Raw genomic sequence first — 22,709 nt, 5'->3', positions numbered from 1 at the left:
CCGGTGGAGACCGCACCCCCAACCCTCCACCGGCTGCCGCGAGTCTTCCGCCGATGTCCGCACCGCAGTAGCCTCACCGGCGTGACCGGACAGACGACCGCGGGACGTCCTCGCCGGATGTACGGCCGGACGACCGAAAGGGCAGCCGTGGAAGCGCTGTGGGACCACCTCCGGTCCCGGCGCGGCGGCGCACTGCTGCTCGCGGCGGAGCCGGGACGGGGCCGCACCGCTCTACTGGACGCCGTGGGGCGGGAGTTCAGCCTCGGGACCGTCCTGCGCCCCCGGCCCCTCCCCCGTGATCCCCGGCCCTACGACGGCGTGCACGCGCTGCTGTGCGCGGCGGCCGAGCTCGGGGGCGACGCCGCGCCGCCGCGGTCCGCGTGCGCGGCGGACCTGGCGGCGGCCGGCCTGTCCCGGCTGCTGCGGCGGTACGTCCGCGCAGGCGAACCGCTGCTCGTCTGCGTGGACGACGTACACCTGTGGGAAGCGCCCTCACGGGCCGTCCTCGCCGCAGCCGCACGTGACGCCGGCTCCGAGCCACCGACCGCCTTCCTGCTCTCGGCGGCGGAGCAGCTGACGGACGAGCCCGCGTTCGCGGCGCTGCCCGTGCTCCGCCTCGGCCCCCTCGACGACGGCGCGGCGACCGCTCTGCTCCACGACCTCACCGGCGCCGACGTGGACCCGGCCGTGCGGGCGGAACTGCTGTCCGAGGCCGAAGGGAACCCCGCCGTCCTGGTGGCCCTGGCCCGGCGCCTGACCCCGGACGAACTCGGCGGCCACCGCCCCTTACCGCGCCCGCTCGTGGACAGCGCCACCCTGTGGGCCACCTTCGGCAGCCGCCTCGCCCCGCTGCCGAGCCAGACGCGACACCTGCTCCTCCTCGCCGCGGCCGCGCACGAACCCGACCCCGACGCGGACGGCGCGGACGCGTCCCTGGTGCTGCGCGCCGCCCGCGAGGCCGCCGTGGACCCGGCCGCCCTGGACCCCGCCGAGACGGCGAGAGTGGTGCGCCACGACGGCGACCGCATCGCGTTCGGCAGCTCCCTGCTCCGGCGGACCGTCTACACCGGCGCGCCGTCATCGCAGCGCCGGGCGGCCCACGCCCTGCTCGCCTCGGTCATGGACGCCGACCGGTACCGTCTGCGGCACCTGCTCCACCTCGCCCTGGCCGCGCCCGGTCCCGACGCCGCACTGGCGGCCGCCCTCGTCAGCGCGGCCGCGCACGGCACGCCGACGTCCGGCATGGAACGCTCGGCCGCGCTCGCCCGGGCCGCCGGACTCACCGCCCACGAGGATGCCCGCAACGCACACCTGACCGCGGCGGCGGAGTACGCCCGCCTGGCCGGACACCCGCGCAGGGCGCGCCGGCTGCTCGCGGCGAGCCGCGACGGCGCCCTGTCCGCAAGCGGGCACGCCCGCACGGAACTCGTCCGGGGCCGCCTCGCCCTGCGGGACGGCCCGGTCGGGGACGCCTACCAGGCTCTGCTCGTGGCAGCGCAGCGGCTCGGACCGTCCGACGCCGAAGGGGCCCTGGAAGCCAGGATGGAGGCGATGGACGCGGCCTGGGCCGCGGGCGACGCCGGTGCCTGTCTCGCCGCCCTGGCCGACTCCCCCGTCCCCGCTCCCGCCCGGGACTCCGCCGACGCCGACGCGCCGACCACGGACGCCGTGGCCCCGTCCCCCTCGTCCCCGCACGATCCGGAGCGCGACTACCGCACGGGGCTGCGCGCCGCGCTCGGCGGGCACCTCACCGAGGCCGTGCGGCCGCTGCGCCGGGTGATCCACCGTGCGCACCACGACGACGAGGCCACCCGCCTGCTGCGGGCCGGGGTGGCCGCCCTGGTGCTCGGTGACATCGCGGCCGCGTGCCGGGCCAACGCCCGGGCCCTGGCCGTCTCGCGAGCGCAGGAACTGGCCGCCCTCACCCCCCGGATCCTCGAACACCTCGCGTACGCCGAGTTGCGCGCCGGCCAGCACGCACGCGCCGGTGCCCATGCGCGGGAGGGCCTGCGCGCCGCCCACCGGGCGGGCCAGCGCAACGTGGCCGCCGGTCAGCACGCGATCCTGGCGCTGGTCGCCTCGGTCGAGGCCGACGCGGATGCCGTCGCGGCGCACGCCGGCGCCGCTGCGGAGATCGCCCGGCCGCACGGGCTCCTCCAGGCGGTCACCCTGGCCGAATGGGCTCTGGCGCGCGCGGACTTGTGCCGGGGCCGGCCCTTCGAGGCCGCCGCCCGCCTCGGCCCGCTGACCCGGCCGGGCCCCGGGCGTGGTCACTTCGCCGTCCGCATGCTCGCCCTGCCCTGTTTCGTCGAAGCCTCCGTGCTGTCCGGTGCATCGGCCGAAGCCGAAGCGGCCGTCGAGGAGTTCGCCCTGTGGGCCGCCCAGGGCGCCGATCCGCAGGCACCCGCTCAACTGGCCCGCTGCCGCGCCCTGATCGCCGCGCCGGACGCCACCGCCGACGCCCTCTACGCCCTGGCCCTGACCCGGCACGAGACGGCGCACGGCGACTTCGAGCGGGCCCGTACCCTGCTGCTCCACGGGAAGTGGCTGCGTCGGCGGCGTCGGCCGGCGGAGGCGAAGAGCCGACTGAGGGACGCGCTGGTCGCCTTCGAGCGGTGCGGCGCCCCGGCCTGGGCCGCGCAGACGCGCGCCGAGCTGCGGGCCACGGGTGACGCACCGGCCCCCGTACCGGCGGGCGATCTGGCCCGGTTGACGCCGCAGCAGTTGCGCATCGCGCGCTGCGTCGCGGAGGGCGCCACCAACCGGGAGGTGGCGCTGAGCCTCTCGGTCAGCCCCCGAACCGTCGACCATCACCTGCGCAACGTCTTCGCCCAGCTCGGAGTGCGCTCGCGGACCGAGCTCTCCGGTCTGGTCCACCGCACCGAGAACGGCGGTACCCGGTCCTGACGGCCCCGGGTGGCGGAGTGGGACGAGCCGCCGATTCTGCGTCGTCCACCGCGTTTCGGCTGGTGCGCGGGCGGCCCGTGGGCGACGGTGGACCTCGCCCGTACACCGTTCGTTCCGAGGAGGCGCTTCATGAACTGGACGCTCGAAGTGGTTCCGGTCCCTGTCACCGACATGGACCGGGCGAAGGAGTTCTACGCCGACAAGGTCGGTTTCACGGTCGACGTCGACAGCGAGGTCGCACCCGGCATCCGCATCATCCAGCTGACCCCGCCCGGATCGCGCTGCGCGATCGCCCTGCTGCAGGGCATGCCCCCGGCACCCGGTGCTCGCCAGATGGCACCGGGCACGCTGCAGGGCCCGCAGCTGTGCGTCACCGACATCGAGGCCGCGAGGGACGAGCTGGAGGCGCGCGGCGTGGAGGTGTCGCCGGTGCGGCACGTCGGCGAGAAGGGCTGGGAGGACGGCAAGGGCGGCACCTGGAACTCCTTCCTGACCTTCACCGACCCCGATGGCAACGGCTGGGTCGTCCAGGAAGCGCCTTCGGAGCTGTCGGAACGCTGACCGCTTCCCACGGCCCCTTTTCGTCCACTTGACGATATACACGCCCCCTCGTTATCGTCTTTTTGACGAAATCAAGGGGGTCTCCACCATGGCCGACATCATCCGGCGCTTCGGCTGGCGTCATCTGCGCTCCGCGCCCACCGCCCACATCCGCCACCACAAGCGCGGCCGGCTCGTCCATGACGGGCGGGGGCTCAGCTTCTGGTACCGGTCACTGTCGGCCGCGCTGTCCGAAGTGCCGGTGGACGACCGGGAGTTGGCCATGGCGTTCCACGCCCGTACGGCCGACTTCCAGGACGTCGCCGTGCAGGCCACCGTCACCTACCGGATCAGCGACCCGGCCGAGGCCGCGGACCGGCTCGACTTCTCCGTCGACCCGGACACCGGGGTCTGGCGCGGAGCGCCCTTGGAGCAGATCGCCACCCTGCTCACCGAGACGGCGCAGCAGCACACGCTGGACGTGCTGGCCAGGACTCCGCTGGCCGTCGCCCTCGTGGACGGCGTCGCCTCCGTACGGGGGCGGGTCGCCGCCGGCCTCGCCGAGGAGCCCAGGCTCCCGGCCACCGGCATCGACGTGGTGGCCGTGCGGGTCGTGGCGATCCGACCCGAGGCCGAGGTGGAGCGCGCCCTGCGGACCCCGGCTCGCGAGCAGATCCAGCAGGAGGCGGACCGGGCCACTTACGAACGGCGGGCCGTCGCCGTCGAGCGCGAGCGCACCATCGCCGAGAACGAGCTGGCCAGTCAGATTGAACTGGCCCGGCGCGAGGAGCAGTTGATCGACCAGCGGGGCACCAACGCCCGCCGCGAGGCCGAGGAGAAGGCGACGGCGGACGGCATCCGGACCGAGACCGAGGCGGCCCGCAAGGTCAGCCTGGCCCGCGCCGACGCCGAGGCCGCACGCGCGACGGGCGCGGCGCGCGCCGAGGTGCAGGCGGCCTGGCTGCGCGTGCACGACGAGACCGGGCCGGGCACGCTGCACGCCCTGGCGGTGACCCGGCTGGCGGAGAACCTGCCGCGGATCGAGAGCGTCACGCTCTCTCCCGACGTCCTCACCGGCCTCCTCACCCGGCTCGGACGGCCGGAAGGCGGCGTGGACGCGTGAGCCTGGCCCCGCGCGCGGTGCTCGTGCACCGCAGGACCGAGTACGAGGAACTGCTCGCCCGGCACGGGACGCACGGCCAGGCCGCGTTCTTCCTTTCCAGTCGGGGCCGCTCCATCGACGGGGTGGTCCGCCGCCACGACCGCACCCGGGAGGCGTTGCGGGAGGTGGCGGCGGCGGTGCCGCTCACCTGGCGCAGCTCCCGGGTGGAACGGGCGGACCTGGACCGCTTCCTGTTCGCGCCGGAGGACGTGGTGGTCGTGGTCGGCCAGGACGGTCTGGTCGCCAACACCGCGAAGTACCTGCGCGGACAGCCGGTGGTGGGCATCGACACCGACCCGGGGCGCAATCCGGGGGTGCTGGTCCGCCACCGCTGCGCCGACACGGCCGCCCTGCTGCGCGCGGCGACCGCCGCCGGGGGCCGGACGGAGGCGCTGACCATGGTCGAGGTCGTCGCCGACGACACCCAGCGCCTTCTCGCGCTGAACGAGATCTACCTGGGTTCGCGCGGCCACCAGACCTCCCGCTACCGCCTGGGCTCCGACGGCGACACGGGCCCGGACGAGGCCCAGGCTTCCTCCGGGGTACTGGTGGGAACCGGTACGGGCGCCACCGGCTGGCTCCGTTCCCTGTGGCTGGAGCGCGGCAGCTCCTCGGCTCCGCCCGCCCCCTGCGACCAGCGCCTCATGTGGTTCGTGCGCGAGGCCTGGCCCTCCCCCACGACCGGAACGACGAGGGTCGCCGGTGAACTGGGGCGGGGGCAGGGGCTGCGGCTGACCGTGGAATCGGACCGCATCGTGGTCTTCGGCGACGGCATGGAGGCGGACGCCCTGGAACTGGCCTGGGGCCAGAGCGTACGGCTGGGCATCGCGGAAACGGCGCTGCACCTGGTGACGTGAGCGCGGTTGCGCGGGCCGACAGAGCGGGCCGGGCGCAGCGGCGCGGCGCGTGGGTGCCCCCACCCCCAAGGGTTGGGGCGGGGACACCCGGGGCCCGGCCGTCAGTGCTGCTCGTCCGGGTAACCCCAATCCAGCACCACCGTCGCGGACGGCGCCACCTCCTTCACGTACCAAGCGACGGACTCCTCGAATTTCGGGCACCACAGGTAGGAGCGGCTCACGATGAGGGGGAAAGTGGTCCTTCCCCCGACGAGCCAGGCACCGTCCTCCTTCTCCGCCACCAGGCGGACCTGGTCGTCGATGCCCTCGTCCTGCAGCAACTCCCGCAGCTCCGCGAGGATCACCTCGGCCTGCGCCACGTCCGCCACGTTCGACACACGGAAACTGAATTGAATGTTCACTGACATGCCGGGCAGGCTAACGGATCTCCCCGGGCCGGATGGTGAGCAAGCGTGCCCCGCGCCGATCGCCAGGCGGGCAGTCGGCCTCCCCAACCGGCGAACACGCTGGACGTCGTGCGCGTGATCCCCCTTCCTCCGTACGAAGATCCCGAGCCAATCTGCTTGGGGTGGAGGAGCACATGAAGACAGCCGTGGTGACAGCCGGCACGGACGGCATCGGCTTGGAGACGGCGCTGGGGCTGGCCGCCGCCGGGTTCGCGGTCACAGTGGTCGGAAGGAGCGCCGAGCGCGGCGCCCAGGCGGTGGACCGGATCAACGCCACGGGGCCGGCGCGACCGGGTCGGTTCCTCGCCGCCGACCTGTCTTCGCTCGATCAGGTGCGCGCCCTCGCCGACCGGATAGCAGCCGAGCACGAAGCCTCGGGGGATCGGCTGACCGTCCTGGTCAACAACGTCGGGGCGATGTTCCCCGACCGGCGCGAGCTGGGCGGCGTGGCGCCATCGCCCTGGTCGATCAGGGTGTCACGCTGCAGCTCAACGACGTCGCCCGCCGTGCCGGACTCGGCGTCGGCACCGTCTACCGGCACTTCGCCACCCCCGAAGCGCTCCTGGAGGCCGTGGCCACGCCCTGCCTGGAAGCCCTGGCCGCACACGGCGATCAGGCGCTGGCCGACACCGACCCCTGGCGCGCGCTCGAAGGTTTCCTGACACGGACCCTCGAAGCCCAGATCACCGACGCCTCCCTGGCCCTCGTCACCGCCGCACCGGCCGATGCCCTCCCCCGCACCCACGGATCTCAGGCAGTCGCTGACCACGACCGGCACCGAACTCCTCAAACGGGCCCACGAGGCCGCAGTGGTCCGTCCCGAGGTGTCCGCCGCCGATCTCGTCCCGCTGATGTGCGGCATCGCCCACGCCGTCACCGTCCACGGCGGCCCCCCTGCGGCCCGGACCGACGCAGCGCACCGTTATCTCACCACGCTGCTCGACGGTCTGCGGGCCGCCCCCTCCGGAACTGCCTGACCTGCCCCGGCCGTCAGGCGGCGACCCTGCCGAAGAGGTGGTTGGCAGGAGCGTCCGGGTCATCGCCGTAGAAGAACTCCGTGATCGCCTCATGGAACTCGGCGCGGTCCAGCGCACCGGAGCCGTCCCGGTCCAAGGCGGCGAAGACCGCGGCGCAGTCCTCGCCGGGGACAGCGGCGATCGAAGCAAACATCCGCTGGAACTCCGCCTGGTCGATCTTGCCGTCTCCGTTGAGATCGACGAGATCGAAGAAGCAGTCGGTCACCGGCTCGATCTGTTCCGGGTACAGGGCGCGGTCGGTCAGGACGCGCCTGAACCCTTCGGTCATCTCCCGCAGGTCCACCTTTCCGTCACCGTCCTGATCCATCGGGGCGATCACGTTCGTCCAGAACCCGTCCATCCCCTCGGTGAGCCGGCGGGCGGTCGCGGAGTCCGGGGTGGCGCCGCGGGCGGTGACGTAACGCTCGCTCATCATGCGGACGTCCTGCTGGGTGATGAACCCGTCGCCATCGACATCGGCGCCCCTGAACCACTGGCCGTACTTGAGGACTTGAAGTGCAGTCATGACTGCGCACCGTATGCGTGCTGTCACGCAGGCGCAAACCTCGCGCCGCCGGTCCCACGACGGTCGGGACCGGCCTCCTACGTGCTTGACCAGGGGATACGTCGATCCGTGCCCGCCGGCCCGGGAGCCCTTCGTATCAATGTTCCAGGCGGGGTGGCGTGAAGGCGAGCACATCAGGCAGGGGGCCGTCGTACAACTCGACGTCCACCAGCGCACTCAGCGCACTCGGCCCCTGTGACAGGCGCGAGCACGGGCGATCCGCCGTGAGGACGTTCGGATTGCCGTGCCGGTCCAACGTGCCGCTCCGGCCCGGCTGGACCGGATCCCACCACGCTCCGGTGGAGAGCTGCACGACGCCCGGCATGACGTCGTCCGACAGGACCGCGCCCGCGAGACAGCTGCCCCGGTCGTTGTAGACGCGTACGATCGCGCCGCTCCCGATGCCGCGCGACGCGGCGTCCACCGTATTCAGCGTCACCGGCTCCCGGCCACGGAGCTTCGAACCGAGGCTGTGGCCACCGTTGTCGTACTGGCTGTGGAGGCGCGAGGCGGGCTGGTTCGAGATCAGGTGCAGCGGGAAGCGGTCCGAGAGATCGGCACGGAGCCACTCCACGGGCTCGAACCACGTCGGATGCCCGGCGCAGTCGTCGTAGCCGAACGAGTCGATCTCCTCGGAGAAGATCTCGATGCGGCCGGACGGCGTCGGCAGGGGGAAACGCTGCGGATCCGAGCGGAGCGCCTCGAAGCTGCCGGGGAACGGTCCGGTCAACGCCGGCAGCTCAGCGGTGGAGGTTCGCCAGAAGTCGTCGAAGCCCGGCAGTGCCCCGTCATCGCCGAGGCCGGCCCTCGTCTGCTCGTAAAGGTGTCGGACCCATTCGATCTCGGAGCGCGCCTGCGTGAACTCCTTCCGGTAACCGAGCCGGGCCGCCAAGGCGGCGAAGATGTGGTGGTCGGTGCGCGCCTCGCCCGCCGGCTCGCGGACTGCCGGCATCGCCACGAGGTGGGGGTCCGAGAATCCGGCGGCGAAGTCGTCGCGTTCCAGACTGGTGGCCACGGGAAGAACGATGTCGGCGAACTTGGCCGTGGTGTTCCACCAGGCTTCGTGCACCACCACCGTGTCAGGGGTCTGCCAGGCTCGGGCCAGCCGGTGGAGATCCTGGTGGTGGTGGAACGGATTGCCACCACACCAGTAGATCAGGCGAAGCTCGGGCAACGTGAGGCGCAGGCCGTCGTAGTCGATGGTCCTGCCCGGGTGCAGGAGGGTGTCGGCGATCCTTGCGACAGGGATGAAATCCGGAACCGGGTTGGCCACGTCCGGGATCGACGCGACGGAGGGGCGGCCCGGGGCAACGCCGGTCGCGTCCATCGTCGCGTAACCGGCGCCCCAGCCACAGCCGGGCCGCCCCATGGACCCCGCCATGGCGGCCAGTACGACGGACATCCAGATCGGCTGTTCGCCGTGATCCGCCCGCTGTACCGCGTAGTTGACCATGATCAGCGAACGCTGGGTGGTGAGGCGGCGAGCGAGGCCGGTGATCGTGTCGCGGCTGATGCCGGAAATTCCCGAGGCCCAGGCAGCGTCCTTGGCGACGCCATCGACCGTGCCGAGCAGGTAGGAGGCGAAGCGGTCGAAGCCGACGCAGCACCGGCGAAGGAAGTCCTCGTCGTGCCACCCGTTGACCAGCATCGTGTGGGCGATGCCGAGCATCGCGGCGGTGTCGGTATTGGGGACGACGGGCAGCCATTCGGCGTCGAGGAAGCCGGCGACGTCGCTGCGGAGGGGACTGACGTTCACGAACCGCACCCCGGCTTCACGGCACCGGCGCTGCAGGTCCTGCGTCTGGTGCCTGGCCAGCCCACCAGGATTGATCTGGCTGTTCTTGAGCGCCAGCCCGCCGAACGCCACCACGAGTTCGCAGTTCTCCGCGATCTCGTCCCACATCGGCATCCGGGACTGGTAGCTCCACGGATGCCCGCCGATCACATGGGGAAGGATGACCTCCAGATCGGCGGTGCTGTAGGTGTTGCGGGAGTCGGTGTATCCACCGCCCAACGACAGGAACCGGTGCAGTTGCCCCTGCGCGTTGTGGAACGCGCCCGCGCTCGCCCATCCGTAGGATCCGCCGAACACCGCACTGTCCCCGTGCTGCGCACGCACCCGGAGGAGTTCATCGCCGACGAGCGTGATCGCATCGTCCCAGCTCACCTCTACGAAGGCATCCGCACCCCTGGCCGTGTCGCCGGCTCGCGGCAGCCCGTTCAGCCATCCCTTGCGCACGGCGGGGCGCAGGATGCGGGCCTTGTCGTCGGCGGCCGTCACCATGCCGGGCCCGATCGGCGAGGGAGCGGGGTCATCCGCCCTGGGCTCTATCCGGACCAATCGGCCGTCGTCGACCACCGCGACGAAGCTGCCCCAGTGCGTGGCAACCGGCATGCGTCGTTCCGCCATGCGTCGACTCCCTCCCTCAATGGCCCGCTCTCGGACAGCAGTTGCTCACGTCGCAGAGGCTGCGCCCTTCATCCGGCGGTCTGCGGTCCGCGGTCCGCGGGACGGAGGCTTCCCCTGTGGCCCGCTGTCCAACCCCGTCGATGCGGGCGACTGCACCGGGGATCACTTCGACCATGGCACCCGGAACGGCCGTGCAGTCGACCGCAGGGTTACGGTGCGGGCATGGTGAATTTCGTACTGGTTGCAGGTGCACGGCTCGGGGCGTGGGCGTGGGACGAGGTGGTGCCGTATCTGCGCGCGGCCGGCCACGGTGTCCATCCCTTGACGCTGTCCGGTCTTGCTGACAAGCAGGGTGTACCGGCGGGGCAAGCGACCCACGTCCAGGACATCGTGGCCGAGGTGGAACGCCAGGGTCTGCGTGACGTGGTCCTGGTGGGTCACAGCTACGCGGGCATCCCGGTGGGTCAGGCCGCGGAGCGGATCGGTGACCGACTGGCCCGCGTGGTATTCGTCGACTCAAGTGTTCCGGCCGACGGCGAGTCGTTCGTCTCCGCCTGGCCGGACGGCGGGGCGGCAGTGGAGGCTGCGATCGCCGAGAGCGGAGGGTTCTGGCCGCTCGCGCCCGCTGCCCATTACGACGGCGAAGGTCTCACCGATGAGCAGATCGCACGCCTCGTGCGTGGTTCGACACCTCATCCAGGTGCCACGCTGACCGAGCCCGCTGTGCTGTCGGGGCCGCTCAGTGAACTTCCGGCGACATACGTCCTGTGCGTGATGCCAGGGGCCGAGCCTGACGACGCCGAGCCCGATGAAGATGTGGCTGAGCTGCTGAACAGCAAGCGCTGGCGGCTGGTCACGATGGACACCGGCCATTGGCCGATGTTCTCCCGGCCGCGCGAGCTGGCGCAGATCCTCCTCAATGCTGCCCTGGAGTGAGATCACCCCGCCCCATGAATGAAGATCATTCATGGGGCAAGAGCCACGGCCGGTCACCCTGACCATCACGGACGGCACGGTTCCCCGTCCGGCATCAAGATCGACTAGTGGCCGGCGGAGAGCCATCCCGCACCGAAATCCGAAAGGTCTCGGGCACGCTGAGCCCGTTCCTCGATCAGCCTGCGGAAGCCCGCCACGGCGTACCGCTCGCCGGTGGCCGCGCCGCGACCGCGGATGCCCGCGACATCAGCCATCAACTGCTGGGGCTGGGGCTGCCAGCCGACGACCAGGACGCGCAGGCCCAGGTTTTCCGCCCGCCGGTGCAGGGCCAGCAGGTGGAGCAAGCCGTCGGCATCCATGGACATCGTGCCGTGCAGGTCGACCATGAGGTCCCGCTCGTCGGCCGTGACAGCGGCCAGCGACTGCTGGAGCGCCGCGCCCGTGTCCTCGTCGAGCGTCCCGGTAACGCTGACCAGGACCGTTCCGTGGCGCTGGACGTTCGTGGTGATCAATGCGCTCTCCTTCTGCCCGGGGCACTGGGGCCCTCGGGGCTGCTGCTCATCCTGGCGCGGTGTTCCCCCGGACCGATGTGAGGCTCGCTGACGCGCGGGCAGCAACGTGGAGAGTTGGCGACTCCGACTCCGACTGCGGCTGGGGCTGGGGCTGGGTTGCCGCTGTGGCTGTTACGTCTATTCGGCCGGGATCGGGTGCGGGAAGCTGCCGTCGCCGATTCGGCGGACCGGGTGCGCCTCGCGCACACCCGGTCCGCCGCCCCCGCGCCAGTGGTCAGGCCCACCACTTCAGGTCGAGGGCGATGGCTTTGATCTGCTCCATCGTCAGGATGGGCTTGGCCCGGGTCGCCGCCTTCGACTGGTCACCCGTGTTGAAGGCCGACACGACCACCCGGCGCCCGTCCGGGCGCAGCGTGTCCACGCTCCACCAGAGCACGCCCGAGCCGCCCTTTTCGCCTGACTTCTGTTGCGCCAGCACCCGGGTGCCGTCGGGCAGGACTATGACGCCCGGGCCCTTCATACGGTCCTTGAGTGCCTCGCCCATGTCCTCCTGGACATTGACCTGGACCAGCGAGGCGCCCTTGCCGTCGTCCAGCACGAGGGAGCCGTACCCGGGCTGTCCGGACCTGCGCAGGACGGTGATGCCGGACTTCGGGATGAGGGACTCCAGTACCGCGACCGTGCCACCGTGGCCCTCGCCGCTCTGGCTTGTGTCTCCCTGGCCCGTGTTGCCCTGGTCGGGCGCGGGAGCCGTTTGCCCGGACGCGTGCGGGTCGCCCGCGGTGGCGGCGCCGCTGTTCTTGCCCTTGTCCCTGACCTTGTCCGTGGTCGTACCGCTGGAGGCGTTTGCGCCCGCGGGGGTGTCCGTGCTCGCTCCGTTCGCCGTCTTCGTGTCCGCGGCGTCCGTCCCCTGCGGCGCCTGCTGGGGTGCGGGGAGACGGCTCAGGATCTGGCGCCACTGGGCCGAGGTGGTGAAGGACTTCAGCTGGGCGTTGTTCAGCGGCGGGTTGGGGCGGCTGACGGGCTGCCCCTTCTCAGCGGGGGCGTTCCACTCCGACACGTCGACCTGGTAGCCCTCGCGGGTGACCAGGACGGCCCGCCACAGCTTGGTGGGCTCGCGCTTGTCGGGGTACTCGTAGCCCTGGAAGAGGTTCAGCCGGCCGCCGTCCGGCAGCGTCTCGAGGGTGCAGGAGTCGTAGGGGACGAGCTTGGGGTCGGGGCACGTCAGCATGTCCTCGGCCGCCTGTCCGTGCGGATCGGTTCGGGCCAGGCCGACGGAGATCGCCGCGCGGCCCTTGCCGTCGTCGTACACGCCGGCCACCGCCGCGTTCGGCGACTGGTCGGCGCCGCCCGGCACGCTGGCCGTGGTGTCGCTCACGCGGCCGCCCGACAGCAACTGCCGGTAGATCTCGATCAGCCGGGCGGCGCTGATCCCGCCGGCGGGCTGCACGGTGTCCGGGGTGGAGGCGGCGGCCGTCTGGGTGGTGGCGACGGGGGCGGCGGCCACGTTCGCCGAGCCGTGCTTTCCGGTGCCGACACCGAGCAGACCGCTTCCGTAGGCTCCGGCGGAGCCGATGACGGCCAGGGCCAGCGCCGAACCGGTGACGACCGCGGCCCGACGGCGGGCCACCAGTCGGCGCCCGCGCGCTTCGCCCGCGGCCACGAGGTCCGGGCGGCCGGGGACGAATCCGTCTCCCGTGCGCCGCAGGGCCGCACCGAGTTCATCTTCAAAGGGCATGCTGGATCACCTTCCGGGTGGTGGTGGGGAAGCGTGCCGGTGCGTGGTCCGGCGAGGGATGTGACGAGGACGACGGGCGGTCGGCGGACCGACGGGAAGGTCCGCCGGTCTCAGGTGGCCACGAACACACTGAGGCTCCCGCCCAGTTCCGCGCGCAGCCGGGCGAGGGCGCGGGAACTGCGCGTACGCACGGCAGCCGAGCTGACGCTCAGGGCCTCGGCGGTCTCCTCGACGCTGCGGTCCTCCCAATACCGTAGGACGAGCACCGCCCGGTCCTTGGGCGCCAGGTGGCCGAGGGCATCCAACAAGGTCAGCCGCAGGACCGGATCGGCGCCCGCGACCGGGAGCGCCGCTCTCCCGCCCGACTCCGCCGGAGCGGCGAAGGGCCGTTCCCCCGCGGAGCGGCGGCGCTTGTGCTTGAGGAATTCCCGCACCAGCACCGTCTGCGCATACGCGGCCGGATTGTCGATGCTGGATGCTCTCCCCCAGATCAGGTACATCCGGCCCAGGGTTTCCTGCACGAGGTCCTCGGCGAGATGGGTGTCCCCACTCGCCAGCAGACAGGCCGACCGGTAAAGACTCCCCGCCCGGCCCTCCGCGAACTCGCGGAACCCCTCCCTGCGTCCTTGCCCCATCCCCGTCCCCCCTGCTTCCGACTCACTCCATCGACGCGTCGGGGGCGGGGAAATGTTGCACCCTGGAGGAAGGAAAATGAGGCAATTCACGGAACGTAGGCTTCCAGGCCGTGACTCGTCCGTGCAGTTCCGCCCATCGGATCCGGGATCTTCCAACTGACCCGGCTGATCGGGAAGGTGGGCGGCTGTTCGTTTCCGCCGGTGCGCGACTCCGGGTGACGGTCAAAGGCCGCGTTCCGTCCCCCGTCGCGTGCGCTGCTCAGCCTGGCACTCTTCCGGGTGACTGACGTACAGATCCGCTGACGGCTGGTCAGTCGCGGCGGTACACCGGGTGGCACGAGAGCCCATCACGTCGATCCGGAGGTCCACGTGTACTTTCAGCGATCCGCTGTACGGCGAACCGTCGCGGTAGCCGTCACGTTAGGGCTGGCACTCCTGGCACCCGCGCCCGCCACGGCCGCCCCGCACCCGCCGAAGCCGCAACGGCAGGTCTACGCCTACGTCACCAGCCTCGACGGCCACGTGTACCCGATCGACACGAGGACCAACAAGGTCCAGGGGCTCGGAACCACCGCCGTCGGCGGCGGCCCCGAGCAGGTCGTGGTCACCCCCGACGGCGCCCGCCTCTACGTGACCAACGCCTTCAAGTACGTGTCGGCGGTCACCATCGCCAAGAAGAGCGTCACGGACATCCCCTTCGACAAGGACGAACTCTCTCCCGACCTCCTCTACGGGGAAGCGATCGCCCCGGACGGCAAGCACGTCTACGTGGCCGTCCAGAACCGCTTCGACGGGGACAAGGTGTCGGTGATCGACACCGCCAGCAACCAGGTCTCCGCCACCATCAAGACCAGCAGGCCCGACCAGGTGGTGATCAATCCCGGCGGAAAGCGCCTCTACGTGGCCGACGGCAAGGGCAGCCTGTCCGTGATCAACACCGCCGACAACCAGGTCATCGCCACCATCCGCCTCAACGAAGCGGCCAACGGCATGGCGGTCACCCCTGACGGCAAGCGCCTCTACGTGACCGGGAGCAGCGGCACCGTCTCGGTGGTGAACCTCGTGAAGCAGAAGATCGTCCGCACCATTCCCGGTGCCGGCACGGGCGGGCTGACGATCAGCCCCAACGGCAAGCGGGCCTACGTGGTCGGCGTCGACAACAAGATCAGGCAGGGCAAGGTGTCGGTGATCAACCTGACCACCGACAAGGTCACCAAGACCATCCCCATCGGTGACATCCCGCCGGACACCGGGTCGGGCAGGTACTTCCGTCCCTCGAAGGTGGCCCTCACCCCCGACGGCAAGAGCGCCTACGTCGTCGGCTCCTACGGCAACGGGACAGCCCAGGGAACCGTGTTCGCGATCAACACCGCAACCAACGCCGTGACCCCCATCACCGTCGGCGCCGGTGACACCATGGGGGTAGCCGTCGGCCGGCTGTGACGGCGATACGAACGTCCAGGTGGAACACGCCGTCGTCATCGCTGACGTACCCCGTCGCCAACACCACGGCGGGCCCACCTCCAGTCCGCATCACCTGCACCACGGAGCCGACACTCGCCGGGCAACCCCCTGCGACGGAACGCAGTACTCAGGCCGAGTCTGCCGAGCCGCGTTTGTCCTCTACGTGCGCGATGCGAAGCTCGGTACCGTCCCGGTGGCGCTTGGAACGGCCGAGCAGCCCCAACGAAAGGTGCGACTGATCCTGGGTCTCATCGGGGCCGACATGGGTAAGGACGTCGTTGTGATGCCCGGTGACGACCCGTCCTCAGCGTCGCCCGGTGTTACGGCGTGGGCCACGCGATGGTGGTCTGGTCCGGGTGGTCGTAGTCGACGCCGTCAACTCCCCACCCGTACAGTGCGCGCAGCTGAGTCATGAACCAGTCGGCGCTCCCGGGACAGGAGTCGAGTCCGGCTTGCGGGTCGGCCCACAGTTCCCGTACCCGGTCCTGAACCTTCGGGTCGAGTTCCCAGCCGTCCAGGCGGATGCGGCCCTGCTCGTCCGTGACGAGGGGGGTGGTGCCGGTGAGCTGGTCCCACAGGTCTTGTGCCTGTTCAGCGGTGGTGCGGAAATCGTCACCGAGGACGGTGTGGAGGAACGCTGTGTAGAGGGCGATGGAGGGGATGGCGCTGGAGGCCTGGGTGACGGCGGCTCCGGCGACGACGGTGAACGCCCGCTGGCCGGCTGCCAGGACGGTGTCGTTCAGGTCTCCGGCCGTGTTCTCCAGGTGCTTCTTCGCGGCGCCGATGGTGCCCTGGCGGTAGACCGGGGCGGTCAGTTCCGAGCCGATGTAGGTGAGCGCGGCGGTGGTGAAACGCTCGGCGAGCAAGGAACGTTCGGCGAGGGCTTCGACCCACAGCTGCCAGTCGGCGCCGCCCATGACCTGTTCCGTCGCGTAGATCTCTTCGTCGGTGGCCGGCTCCAGGCGGATGCTGCCGACCTTGGCTGTGCCGTCGGAGAAGTCCAGGGCGGGCGCTTGGTAGGGCAGGCCGATGGGCTTGATCACCGAGTGGTGGACCGTCCCGGTGTCCGGGTCGGTGCGCCGGGGCGCGGCGAGACTGTAGATCAGGTAGTCGACCGCGCCGAACCGTTCGGCGACGAGGTCGAGGACTTCCGCTTTGCCTTTCTCGGAGAAGGCATCGGTGTTGACGAAGACGAAGTCGTTGCCGGCTTCGGCGGCGAGGCGGGCGGCGGCCGCGGTGCGGTACCAGCCGGCGGTGGCGGTGCGCCGGTCGGTCTCGGCGCCTTCGTAGGCGACGCCGACACCGCGGATCCCATGTCGGCGCAACCCGGTGAGCAGGGTGGCCAGGCCGTATCCGGCGCTGTGGCCCAGGAGCAGGACCACGGGGCTGCCGCCGTCGGTGCGGGGCGGGATCTCGTCCCACATCCGGGTGACCGTCTCGGCGGAGCCGGTGGGGTGGGAGTTGACGATCAGGAAGCCGCGCTGCTTCGGTTCGATCTGCCGGAGGCTCACGGGGTGTCCGTTCCGCTGAAGGGGGTGAGGCTGTCTATGAGACCTCTCCAGGGAGCGTATCGGCGTCGACGGTGGTGACTTGTGCCAGCGCGGTACGGAGAACTTGCTCGCGGGTTGTCGCTTCCGGCATTGACGGCCCCATGGGGGCGATCCAGGGCGACCACATCCCTGCCGCCGAGCTGGTAGCCGCCGTACGCCATCTCGTACGCCACCCGCCCGAGCTCCGAAGCCGCGAACGACCCCGTGGGCGCGGTGCCCGGGACGGAGCCCGCCGCCCGCGAGACCGGCATACGGAACCGCCTCGACCCGGGAGCCGGGAGCGCCGACGGGCCGGGCTCCGGTCAGGTGGGGCGGTGGGGGCCCAGGTCGGCGAGTACTGCCGCCAGGTGCTCCGCGGTGAGGCCCGGGGCGGGCAGGTTCGATGGAGGGCGCGGCGCGGCGCGCAAGGCGTCCAGGAACAGGGTCAGTTGCCTGCGCCAGGCGTGCGGTGGTCCCGCGGCCGCCAGGGAGGGGACCGATCGGCCGAGCGTGGCCAGGCTCAGGAGCAGGTCCTCGACGGTGACGTCGGGGCGCATCGTGCCGTCACTCTGGGCGCGGTCCATGAGCAGGGCGATCGTCTCGCGGTTGTGGACGTGGACGGCGTCGAGGGACGTGACTCCCTCGATCGGGGTCGTCATCAGGTCGTTGACCCCCCGGTCCGCCGCCAGCACGGTGAAGACCGTCTCCAGGTAGGCGGCCAGCCCCGCCCAGGGGTCGGCTGCGCCGCGGGCCTCTTCCCCGGCGTCGACCGTGCCCTGGAGCGCGTCCCGGAAGACGGCGTCGATGAGGGCGGCGCGGGTGGGGAAGTGCCGGTACAGGGTGGCGTTGCCGACGCCGGCCCGGCGCGCGATGTCGTCCAGGCGGGCGTCCAGGCCCTGGGCGGCGAAGGCCTGGCGCGCGGCGGCCAGCAGCAGCTCGCGGTTGCGCAGCGCGTCACGCCGTAGCGGCACGGGCCGTTCCGTACCCGGGGTCACTGTCCACTCCTCGCGTCGCCGGTGCCCACGTACGCCCCCCGGTACCGGGGGGCGGTGGTCCGGTACGGATGCTAGCCCGCGCGGTGGCGTTGTCAGACGGGGAGCCGCCGTGACCACCGGACGGGCAGGGCGGTCAGGCCCCTGAGCATGGTGCTCGGGCGGTGTACGAGGGAATCGGGTCCGGTGGCCAGGGCGAGGTCCGGCAGCCGCCGCAGCAGGGTGGCCACGGCGATGCGGCCTTCGACGCGGGCGAGCGGCGCGCCCAGGCAGTGGTGGATGCCGTGGCCGAAGGCGAGGTGTGCCCGGCCCGCGCGACGGATGTCGAAGCGGTCGGGGTCGGCGAAGTGCGCGGGATCGCGGGAGGCCGCTGCCAGCGAGAGCATCACGCTGTCCCCGGCCGGAATACGGACTCCCGCGATTTCCAGGGGTTCCGCGGCGTACCGGAAGGCCGCCGCGGTGACGGGCCCGTCGTGGCGGAGCATCTCCTCGACGGCGCCGTCGAGGAGGCCGGGGTCCGCCCGGAGCGCGGCGAGCTGGTCGGGGTGGCGCAGCAGGTTCAGGACACCGCCCGAGATGAGGTTGACCGTGGTCTCGTGCCCGGCTACCAGCAGCAGGAAGGCCATGCCGAGCAGTTCCTCGGCGCGGAGCGCGTCCGGTGCGGCCGAGGCCGCGACGAGGGCGCTCATCAGATCCGGTCCGGGACCGGCGGCCTTGGCGGAGATGAGCGCGGCGAAGTAGGCGCTCAACTCCGCGCCCGCGGCGCCCGCCGCGGCGGGTGAGGACGGTGCGACGAGCTCGGTCGACCAGCGGGAGAAGAGGTGCTGGTCCCCTACGGGGACTCCCAGGAGCTCGCAGATGACAGTGAGGGGGAGCGGCAGGGCGTAATGGGCGACCAGGTCCACCGTCCCGGCGGGCGGCAGGGCGTCGAGGAGGCCGTCGGCGATCTGCTGCACGCGCGGCCTCATGACCTCGATCCGGCCGGCGGTGAACTCGCGTGCGACCAGGGCGCGCAGGCGGGTGTGCTGCGGCGCGTCGGTCTGGAGCATGTTCAGACCGATGGCGTTGCCGCCGTCGCTCTCCCACGTCGCGGAGTGCCGTACGTCGTTGCGCAGGCGGGGGTCGGCGAGCGCGGCGCGCACCTCCGCGCGGCCGAGGACGAGCCAGACGTCACCGGTCCCGGGGATGTGGACGCGGTGCACCGGTCCCTTCTCGCGCAGTGCGGCGTGGAGGGAGTGCGGGTCGGCGGCGAAGTCCGTTCCTGTGGGCGCGAGTTCGACGAGGGTCGGGGCGGGCATGGTGCTCCTCTGGTCCTTGTGGGAGAGGGGGTGGGGTGGGGTTGCGCCACGCATCAGCGGACACCGCCGCGCATCGTGCGCTCCGTGCGCTCCGTGCGCTCCGTGCGCTCCGGTTCGTCAAGCGGTCCACACCGCTCGGACGGCGTCCGCGCAGGAGGTCGCCTGGGCATGGCCGGCGCGGGCCGCGGCCGTACGGCGTCTCTGGTCGAGCATGTTGCGGCCGAAGGCCCTGCGGGACGCTCGGTCGGGGGTGAGGACCGCCACCAGTGCCCCGTCGGCGACCAGTTCGGCGCCCTGGACGGTGGCACTCGGGTGGGGCCCGACGGCCTCGGGGATCGGGGCGAGGGCGACGACGCGGTGAGCGCCGCGGGCGAGGTGCACGTTGGCCGTCGAGCGGCTGCCACCGTCCATCCATCGGCGGCCCGCGACCGATACGGGCGGCCAGACCACCGGCACCGCGCAGCTGGCCGCCACCGCGTCGGGCAGAGCGATGCCCGAGCAGGAGTCGAACGTCGCCACTTCCCCGCTGCGGGCATCGACGGCGGTCAGCCGCAGGTCGGCGGTGGGCCACTCGCGCACGCCCGCCAGCAGTACGGCGACCGCGTCGTGCACGGCCGACTCGGGAACGGTACGGGAGGCCAGCGCGGCCCGCCCGAGGCGCTGGGCGCAGCGCTGCGGGTCGCGCGAGCCGAGGGCGGCCCACAGGAAGCGGGCCGTCTGGCGCAGCGTGACGCTGACGTCGAGCTCCGGGGCGCCGTCGAGTTCTTCGCGGTACATCGCCTGGGCCCGTATGCCGGAGGTGAGCCGGGCACCGATCACGGAGCCGGCGGAGGTTCCGATCGTCACGTCTGCGCCGGAGAGGTCGAGGCCCTCGTCTGCCAGCCCGGCCAGCATGCCGACCGTCCAGGCGAGCCCGACCGCTCCCCCGCCACCTAGCACCAAAGCCGTGGTCGTGGTGGTGGTGGTAGTCATGATCCTCCGCTCTCCGCAGCCTGAACCATAAACGGGGACTACTCCCCGTTTCGCTGACACGGGACGCTACCACTGAAACGGGGAGTAGTCCCCATTTCTTGTCGACGGCGACCTCGGCACGCACGGCAGCGAACCGCTGCCCGCCCGCGGGTAGTTGTGAACCCGCCCCTACCGCCCGGCCTCGGCGCGGTGGGCCCTCAGTTCCGCCGGTTCCGTACCGCCAGCACCGCACTGATCAGCCCGGCCATTCCCCCGCCGATCAGCGGGGCTGCCTGCGCCGAGGCCTTGTGGTCCACCGCGTAGAAGCCGAGCCAGGCGAAGACCGCGCCGAAGCCCACGACGATCGCGTACTCCAGCAGCCGGAACCCGTAGCCCACCCACTGGTCCAGACGCTCTTGGCGCAGCTGGCGCTCCACCAGCGCGCGCCGCCATGCGAGGTGGTCGGGTTCGATGTCCTTCCACTTCAACGCCTCGTCCGCGTGGGGGAAGGCAGACATGGCGCTCGCGGCCAGCACGGGAGGCGCGGGCGGGGCAGCGGGCGGTTCCGGAACCGGGGCGGCGGGATCCTGCTCAGACATCGATGCCCCCGTTCCGGTTCGGCCGGGGCGAGGCGGCTGCCAGCCGCTGGTCGACCCGCAGCAAGGACTCGTCGACGGCGCGTTCGGCCGTCTCTCGGCGGGCGGCGAGCTCCTGTGGCGACCACCGCGGCGGCGGTACCAGCGACAGCCGTGACCGCACGGGGGACCGCGAGCCGTCCTGGCGCACGGTGACGCGCACTTGGTACGCGAGTACGAGCAGCCCGAGCGCGAATCCCATCCATGACAGCACAGACGGCCAAAAGGAGGCCGCCGCGAGGGAGTCCGCGTACTCCAGCACCCGGCGCGCCAGCAGAACGCACACCACGACCAGGGTGAGCAGCAGCGCGGCGGTCACGATCAGCGCGCCGGCGCCGCCGGATGCCGTGGCGGTGCGAGGGTACGGGGGGCCGGGGGCCGGCATCGGTTCGGGCACGGCCTGCGCGGCGACGCGGTCGTACTCCCAGCCGGGCGCAGCAGGGGCCGCGGCTGGTCGCGGCATGGCTGCTTGCGGGGCGTCCTCGCCGACGGACGCGGAACTGGCCAGGATCATGGCGGCCACGGGGATGCTGAGGCGGTCCGCGGGGTCCTTCCGCAGGAGCCCCTCGATCAGCGGTTGCAGCGAGGGCGCGCGCCGCATGGGTGGGAACGGCTCGTTGAGGATGGCGATCAGGGTGGCTTGGGGAGAGTCATGGCGGAACGGCGAGGTCCCCTCGACAGCCTCGTACAGCGTGACCCCGAGGGCGTACAGGTCGCTCCGCGGCTCGTGAGGGAGCCCCCTGATCCGCTCCGGCGCGAGGTAGTCCACCCGGCCCATGAGGCCGCTGATCGCGGCCGGTTCGTCGTCCCCGGTCTCCCCGAGGGGGGCGGCGGTCTCCGGGTCGATGAGCAGCGCCACCCTGTCGCCGTCCAGCATCACATGGCCAGGACGGACGCCGCCGTGCACGTACATCACCCTGTGCGCTGCCTGCAACGCGGCCAGCAGCGCGGCCGTGACGCGTACCGCCTCCGGCGTGCTCAGCGGCCCCTGCTCCGCGAGGCGGGCCGCGAGCGATCGCCCTTCGGCGAACTCCGTGATGGTCCAGACGCTGGGACCCTCGACCACCACATCCTGGACGGCCACCAGGTTCGGATGGCGGGGCAGTCCGGCCGTCCACCGCGCCCGCCGCTCCATCGACCGGAGCCAGGCCCGGCGCTCGTCCGCGGTCAGCGTCCAGGGCGCCTCTAACCACTTGGCGACCACACGGGTGCCGAGGAACTCGTCGTACGCCTGCCAACTCCGCCCGGATCCGCCGGAACCCATCGGGCGCACGAGCCGGTACCGGCCCCCGAGTACGGGCCCTGCTCCTTCTGCGCCGGCCATGCTCCCCCACTCGGTCTCGCCCTTGCGGATGCGGTTCAGCGTACGGAATCCCGGACGGGCGCGCCGGGCCATCGACCGAATCGTGGCACCGGAGGAGCCGGGTACACAGCCGAGAGCGCGAAGCGCCTCGCTGTCAGAGGCTCGTCGTACTCTCGGCCAGGTGACACGCAGGCTGATAGAACCCCGAACGCTCGAAGCCGCCATCCGTGATGCGCGGGAAGCCATGGCCGAGTACGACGATGCCTTGCGGTGGCTGCTCCGTCCCGGGGTGTCCCAGGAGGGTCCGCTGGCGACGGAGACATGGGTATTCGATGCGGCTCTGACACACGTCCTGATGGTGAATCACCCATGGCGCGGGTGGGTGGCGCCGGGCGGGAAGGTGGACCCGGGAGAGACACCACGAGAGGCGGCTGCGCGGGAGCTGCTCGAAGAAACCGGGCTGACTGTGGAGCTTCACGGCGCCGCAGCCGCCGTCACGGTGCGCTCGTACCACCCCGGCCTTCCCGCTGTCATGGGTGCGACGTACACGGCGGTCGTCGACCACCGGACTCCACTGACCCCGGAGGACGGGCAGCCCGCGGCCTGGTTGCCGTTGGACGAGCCTTGGCAGGGGTACTTCCCTGAAGACCGCCTCCGGATGAAGCAGTACGTCGACGGGATCAGAGATCGTCGTCCCATCGACGGTCCGACTGCCGTTGCGGTGCAGGGCGCGCCATGACCGGCCGGTGGCTTGCGGGCCGATGCCCGGCGGCGCATCAGCTGTCGCGGCTGTCTCCCCCGAGGGTGGTATCT

General features: G+C 71.8%; 20 protein-coding genes and 2 pseudogenes. 10 read left to right on the top strand and 12 right to left on the bottom strand.

Annotation, left to right across the window (positions count from 1 at the left end):
• Positions 1-117 precede the first annotated feature (117 nt).
• The 4 genes from AC0693_RS12985 to AC0693_RS12970 all read left to right on the top strand — a co-directional run bounded on the left by AC0693_RS12985 (position 118) and on the right by AC0693_RS12970 (position 5,466).
• Positions 118-2,907 carry a helix-turn-helix transcriptional regulator gene (locus AC0693_RS12985; RefSeq protein ID WP_478801864.1) on the top strand — a complete coding sequence of 930 codons (2,790 nt, stop codon included), beginning with the start codon at positions 118-120 and terminating at the stop codon, positions 2,905-2,907.
• Between the two features lie 129 nt (positions 2,908-3,036).
• The gene (locus AC0693_RS12980) at positions 3,037-3,468 is read left to right on the top strand and encodes a VOC family protein (protein WP_469316899.1); all 432 of its coding nucleotides are present in this window, start codon (positions 3,037-3,039) and stop codon (positions 3,466-3,468) included.
• A gap of 88 nt (positions 3,469-3,556) precedes the next feature.
• Positions 3,557-4,570, top strand: coding sequence for an SPFH domain-containing protein (locus tag AC0693_RS12975; protein ID WP_469335113.1), 1,014 nt, complete (start codon positions 3,557-3,559; stop codon positions 4,568-4,570).
• A complete protein-coding gene (locus AC0693_RS12970) occupies positions 4,567-5,466 on the top strand; it encodes a hypothetical protein (RefSeq protein ID WP_478801737.1) in 900 nt (299 codons plus the stop codon). The genes AC0693_RS12975 and AC0693_RS12970 overlap by 4 nt, the downstream gene beginning before the upstream one ends.
• 101 nt (positions 5,467-5,567) lie before the next feature.
• Here the strand turns inward: AC0693_RS12970 and AC0693_RS12965 are convergent, their stop codons facing one another.
• On the bottom strand, positions 5,568-5,873 hold the full coding sequence (locus AC0693_RS12965) for a hypothetical protein (RefSeq protein ID WP_478801736.1): 306 nt from the start codon (positions 5,871-5,873) through the stop codon (positions 5,568-5,570).
• 173 nt (positions 5,874-6,046) lie between these two features.
• On the opposite strand from AC0693_RS12965, the pseudogene AC0693_RS12960 reads away from it, so the two are divergent.
• The 3 genes and pseudogenes from AC0693_RS12960 to AC0693_RS12950 all read left to right on the top strand — a co-directional run.
• A pseudogene (locus tag AC0693_RS12960) lies at positions 6,047-6,349 on the top strand (SDR family NAD(P)-dependent oxidoreductase); the annotation flags it as partial.
• 17 nt (positions 6,350-6,366) lie between these two features.
• A pseudogene (locus AC0693_RS12955) lies at positions 6,367-6,441 on the top strand (TetR/AcrR family transcriptional regulator); the annotation flags it as partial.
• A 196-nt stretch (positions 6,442-6,637) separates the two neighbouring features.
• Positions 6,638-6,889 (top strand): SbtR family transcriptional regulator, encoded by a 252-nt coding sequence (locus tag AC0693_RS12950; protein ID WP_478801735.1) that lies wholly within the window; start codon positions 6,638-6,640, stop codon positions 6,887-6,889.
• Positions 6,890-6,902: 13 nt separating this feature from the next.
• On the opposite strand, the gene AC0693_RS12945 is transcribed toward AC0693_RS12950, so the two are convergent.
• Together AC0693_RS12945 and AC0693_RS12940 are read right to left on the bottom strand one after the other, a co-directional pair.
• Positions 6,903-7,454, bottom strand: a complete 552-nt coding sequence (locus AC0693_RS12945) for an EF-hand domain-containing protein (RefSeq protein WP_478739138.1) — start codon at positions 7,452-7,454, stop codon at positions 6,903-6,905.
• Between the two features lie 136 nt (positions 7,455-7,590).
• Entirely contained in the window at positions 7,591-9,903 is a 2,313-nt protein-coding gene (locus AC0693_RS12940; protein ID WP_478801734.1) for a molybdopterin-dependent oxidoreductase, read from the bottom strand.
• A gap of 222 nt (positions 9,904-10,125) precedes the next feature.
• Here AC0693_RS12940 and AC0693_RS12935 point away from each other — a divergent pair, with 222 nt between their 5' ends.
• A complete protein-coding gene (locus AC0693_RS12935; RefSeq protein ID WP_478801733.1) occupies positions 10,126-10,839 on the top strand; it encodes an alpha/beta fold hydrolase in 714 nt (237 codons plus the stop codon).
• Positions 10,840-10,943: 104 nt separating this feature from the next.
• Here the strand turns inward: AC0693_RS12935 and AC0693_RS12930 are convergent, their stop codons facing one another.
• From AC0693_RS12930 to AC0693_RS12920, 3 genes are all read right to left on the bottom strand, one after another.
• Entirely contained in the window at positions 10,944-11,351 is a 408-nt protein-coding gene (locus AC0693_RS12930) for an STAS domain-containing protein (RefSeq protein WP_468469581.1), read from the bottom strand.
• A gap of 274 nt (positions 11,352-11,625) precedes the next feature.
• Positions 11,626-13,089, bottom strand: coding sequence for a hypothetical protein (locus AC0693_RS12925; protein WP_478801732.1), 1,464 nt, complete (start codon positions 13,087-13,089; stop codon positions 11,626-11,628).
• A gap of 110 nt (positions 13,090-13,199) precedes the next feature.
• A complete protein-coding gene (locus tag AC0693_RS12920; RefSeq protein ID WP_468469585.1) occupies positions 13,200-13,724 on the bottom strand; it encodes a SigE family RNA polymerase sigma factor in 525 nt (174 codons plus the stop codon).
• Between the two features lie 369 nt (positions 13,725-14,093).
• On the opposite strand from AC0693_RS12920, the gene AC0693_RS12915 reads away from it, so the two are divergent.
• Positions 14,094-15,167, top strand: coding sequence for a YncE family protein (locus AC0693_RS12915; protein ID WP_478801731.1), 1,074 nt, complete (start codon positions 14,094-14,096; stop codon positions 15,165-15,167).
• A 341-nt stretch (positions 15,168-15,508) separates the two neighbouring features.
• Here AC0693_RS12915 and AC0693_RS12910 read toward each other — a convergent pair whose 3' ends face one another.
• From AC0693_RS12910 to AC0693_RS12885, 6 genes are all read right to left on the bottom strand, one after another.
• Positions 15,509-16,699 carry an enoyl-[acyl-carrier-protein] reductase FabV gene (locus tag AC0693_RS12910; RefSeq protein ID WP_478801730.1) on the bottom strand — a complete coding sequence of 397 codons (1,191 nt, stop codon included), beginning with the start codon at positions 16,697-16,699 and terminating at the stop codon, positions 15,509-15,511.
• A 341-nt stretch (positions 16,700-17,040) separates the two neighbouring features.
• A complete protein-coding gene (locus tag AC0693_RS12905) occupies positions 17,041-17,712 on the bottom strand; it encodes a TetR/AcrR family transcriptional regulator (RefSeq protein ID WP_478801729.1) in 672 nt (223 codons plus the stop codon).
• A 92-nt stretch (positions 17,713-17,804) separates the two neighbouring features.
• Positions 17,805-19,007 (bottom strand): cytochrome P450 family protein, encoded by a 1,203-nt coding sequence (locus AC0693_RS12900; protein WP_478801728.1) that lies wholly within the window; start codon positions 19,005-19,007, stop codon positions 17,805-17,807.
• A 117-nt stretch (positions 19,008-19,124) separates the two neighbouring features.
• On the bottom strand, positions 19,125-19,979 hold the full coding sequence (locus AC0693_RS12895) for a patatin-like phospholipase family protein (RefSeq protein WP_478739125.1): 855 nt from the start codon (positions 19,977-19,979) through the stop codon (positions 19,125-19,127).
• A gap of 197 nt (positions 19,980-20,176) precedes the next feature.
• On the bottom strand, positions 20,177-20,557 hold the full coding sequence (locus AC0693_RS12890; protein WP_469316886.1) for a hypothetical protein: 381 nt from the start codon (positions 20,555-20,557) through the stop codon (positions 20,177-20,179).
• A complete protein-coding gene (locus AC0693_RS12885; protein ID WP_478801727.1) occupies positions 20,550-21,989 on the bottom strand; it encodes a serine/threonine-protein kinase in 1,440 nt (479 codons plus the stop codon). Before AC0693_RS12885 ends, AC0693_RS12890 begins: the two co-directional genes overlap by 8 nt.
• A gap of 88 nt (positions 21,990-22,077) precedes the next feature.
• Between AC0693_RS12885 and AC0693_RS12880 the strand changes: the two genes are divergently transcribed.
• Positions 22,078-22,635 (top strand): NUDIX domain-containing protein, encoded by a 558-nt coding sequence (locus tag AC0693_RS12880; RefSeq protein WP_469316884.1) that lies wholly within the window; start codon positions 22,078-22,080, stop codon positions 22,633-22,635.
• Positions 22,636-22,709: the final 74 nt, after the last annotated feature.

It is taken from the genome of Streptomyces sp. NPDC043876 (assembly GCF_056435825.1).
Note: the sequence above shows the minus strand (reverse complement) of the source record. Positions and strands in the feature narration are given on the sequence as shown.

Excerpts from the sequence above, each read along its gene's own strand:
- AC0693_RS12935 (WP_478801733.1), top strand. The coding sequence starts at position 10,126 with ATGGTGAATTTCGTACTGGTTGCAGGTGCACGGCTCGGGGCGTGGGCG.
- AC0693_RS12980 (WP_469316899.1), top strand. The coding sequence starts at position 3,037 with ATGAACTGGACGCTCGAAGTGGTTCCGGTCCCTGTCACCGACATGGAC.
- AC0693_RS12965 (WP_478801736.1), bottom strand. The coding sequence starts at position 5,873 with ATGTCAGTGAACATTCAATTCAGTTTCCGTGTGTCGAACGTGGCGGAC.
- AC0693_RS12975 (WP_469335113.1), top strand. The coding sequence starts at position 3,557 with ATGGCCGACATCATCCGGCGCTTCGGCTGGCGTCATCTGCGCTCCGCG.
- AC0693_RS12895 (WP_478739125.1), bottom strand. The coding sequence starts at position 19,979 with ATGACTACCACCACCACCACGACCACGGCTTTGGTGCTAGGTGGCGGG.
- AC0693_RS12890 (WP_469316886.1), bottom strand. The coding sequence starts at position 20,557 with ATGTCTGAGCAGGATCCCGCCGCCCCGGTTCCGGAACCGCCCGCTGCC.
- AC0693_RS12925 (WP_478801732.1), bottom strand. The coding sequence starts at position 13,089 with ATGCCCTTTGAAGATGAACTCGGTGCGGCCCTGCGGCGCACGGGAGAC.
- AC0693_RS12920 (WP_468469585.1), bottom strand. The coding sequence starts at position 13,724 with ATGGGGCAAGGACGCAGGGAGGGGTTCCGCGAGTTCGCGGAGGGCCGG.
- AC0693_RS12945 (WP_478739138.1), bottom strand. The coding sequence starts at position 7,454 with ATGACTGCACTTCAAGTCCTCAAGTACGGCCAGTGGTTCAGGGGCGCC.
- AC0693_RS12985 (WP_478801864.1), top strand. The coding sequence starts at position 118 with ATGTACGGCCGGACGACCGAAAGGGCAGCCGTGGAAGCGCTGTGGGAC.
- AC0693_RS12885 (WP_478801727.1), bottom strand. The coding sequence starts at position 21,989 with ATGGCCCGGCGCGCCCGTCCGGGATTCCGTACGCTGAACCGCATCCGC.
- AC0693_RS12950 (WP_478801735.1), top strand. The coding sequence starts at position 6,638 with ATGCCCTCCCCCGCACCCACGGATCTCAGGCAGTCGCTGACCACGACC.
- AC0693_RS12900 (WP_478801728.1), bottom strand. The coding sequence starts at position 19,007 with ATGCCCGCCCCGACCCTCGTCGAACTCGCGCCCACAGGAACGGACTTC.
- AC0693_RS12940 (WP_478801734.1), bottom strand. The coding sequence starts at position 9,903 with ATGGCGGAACGACGCATGCCGGTTGCCACGCACTGGGGCAGCTTCGTC.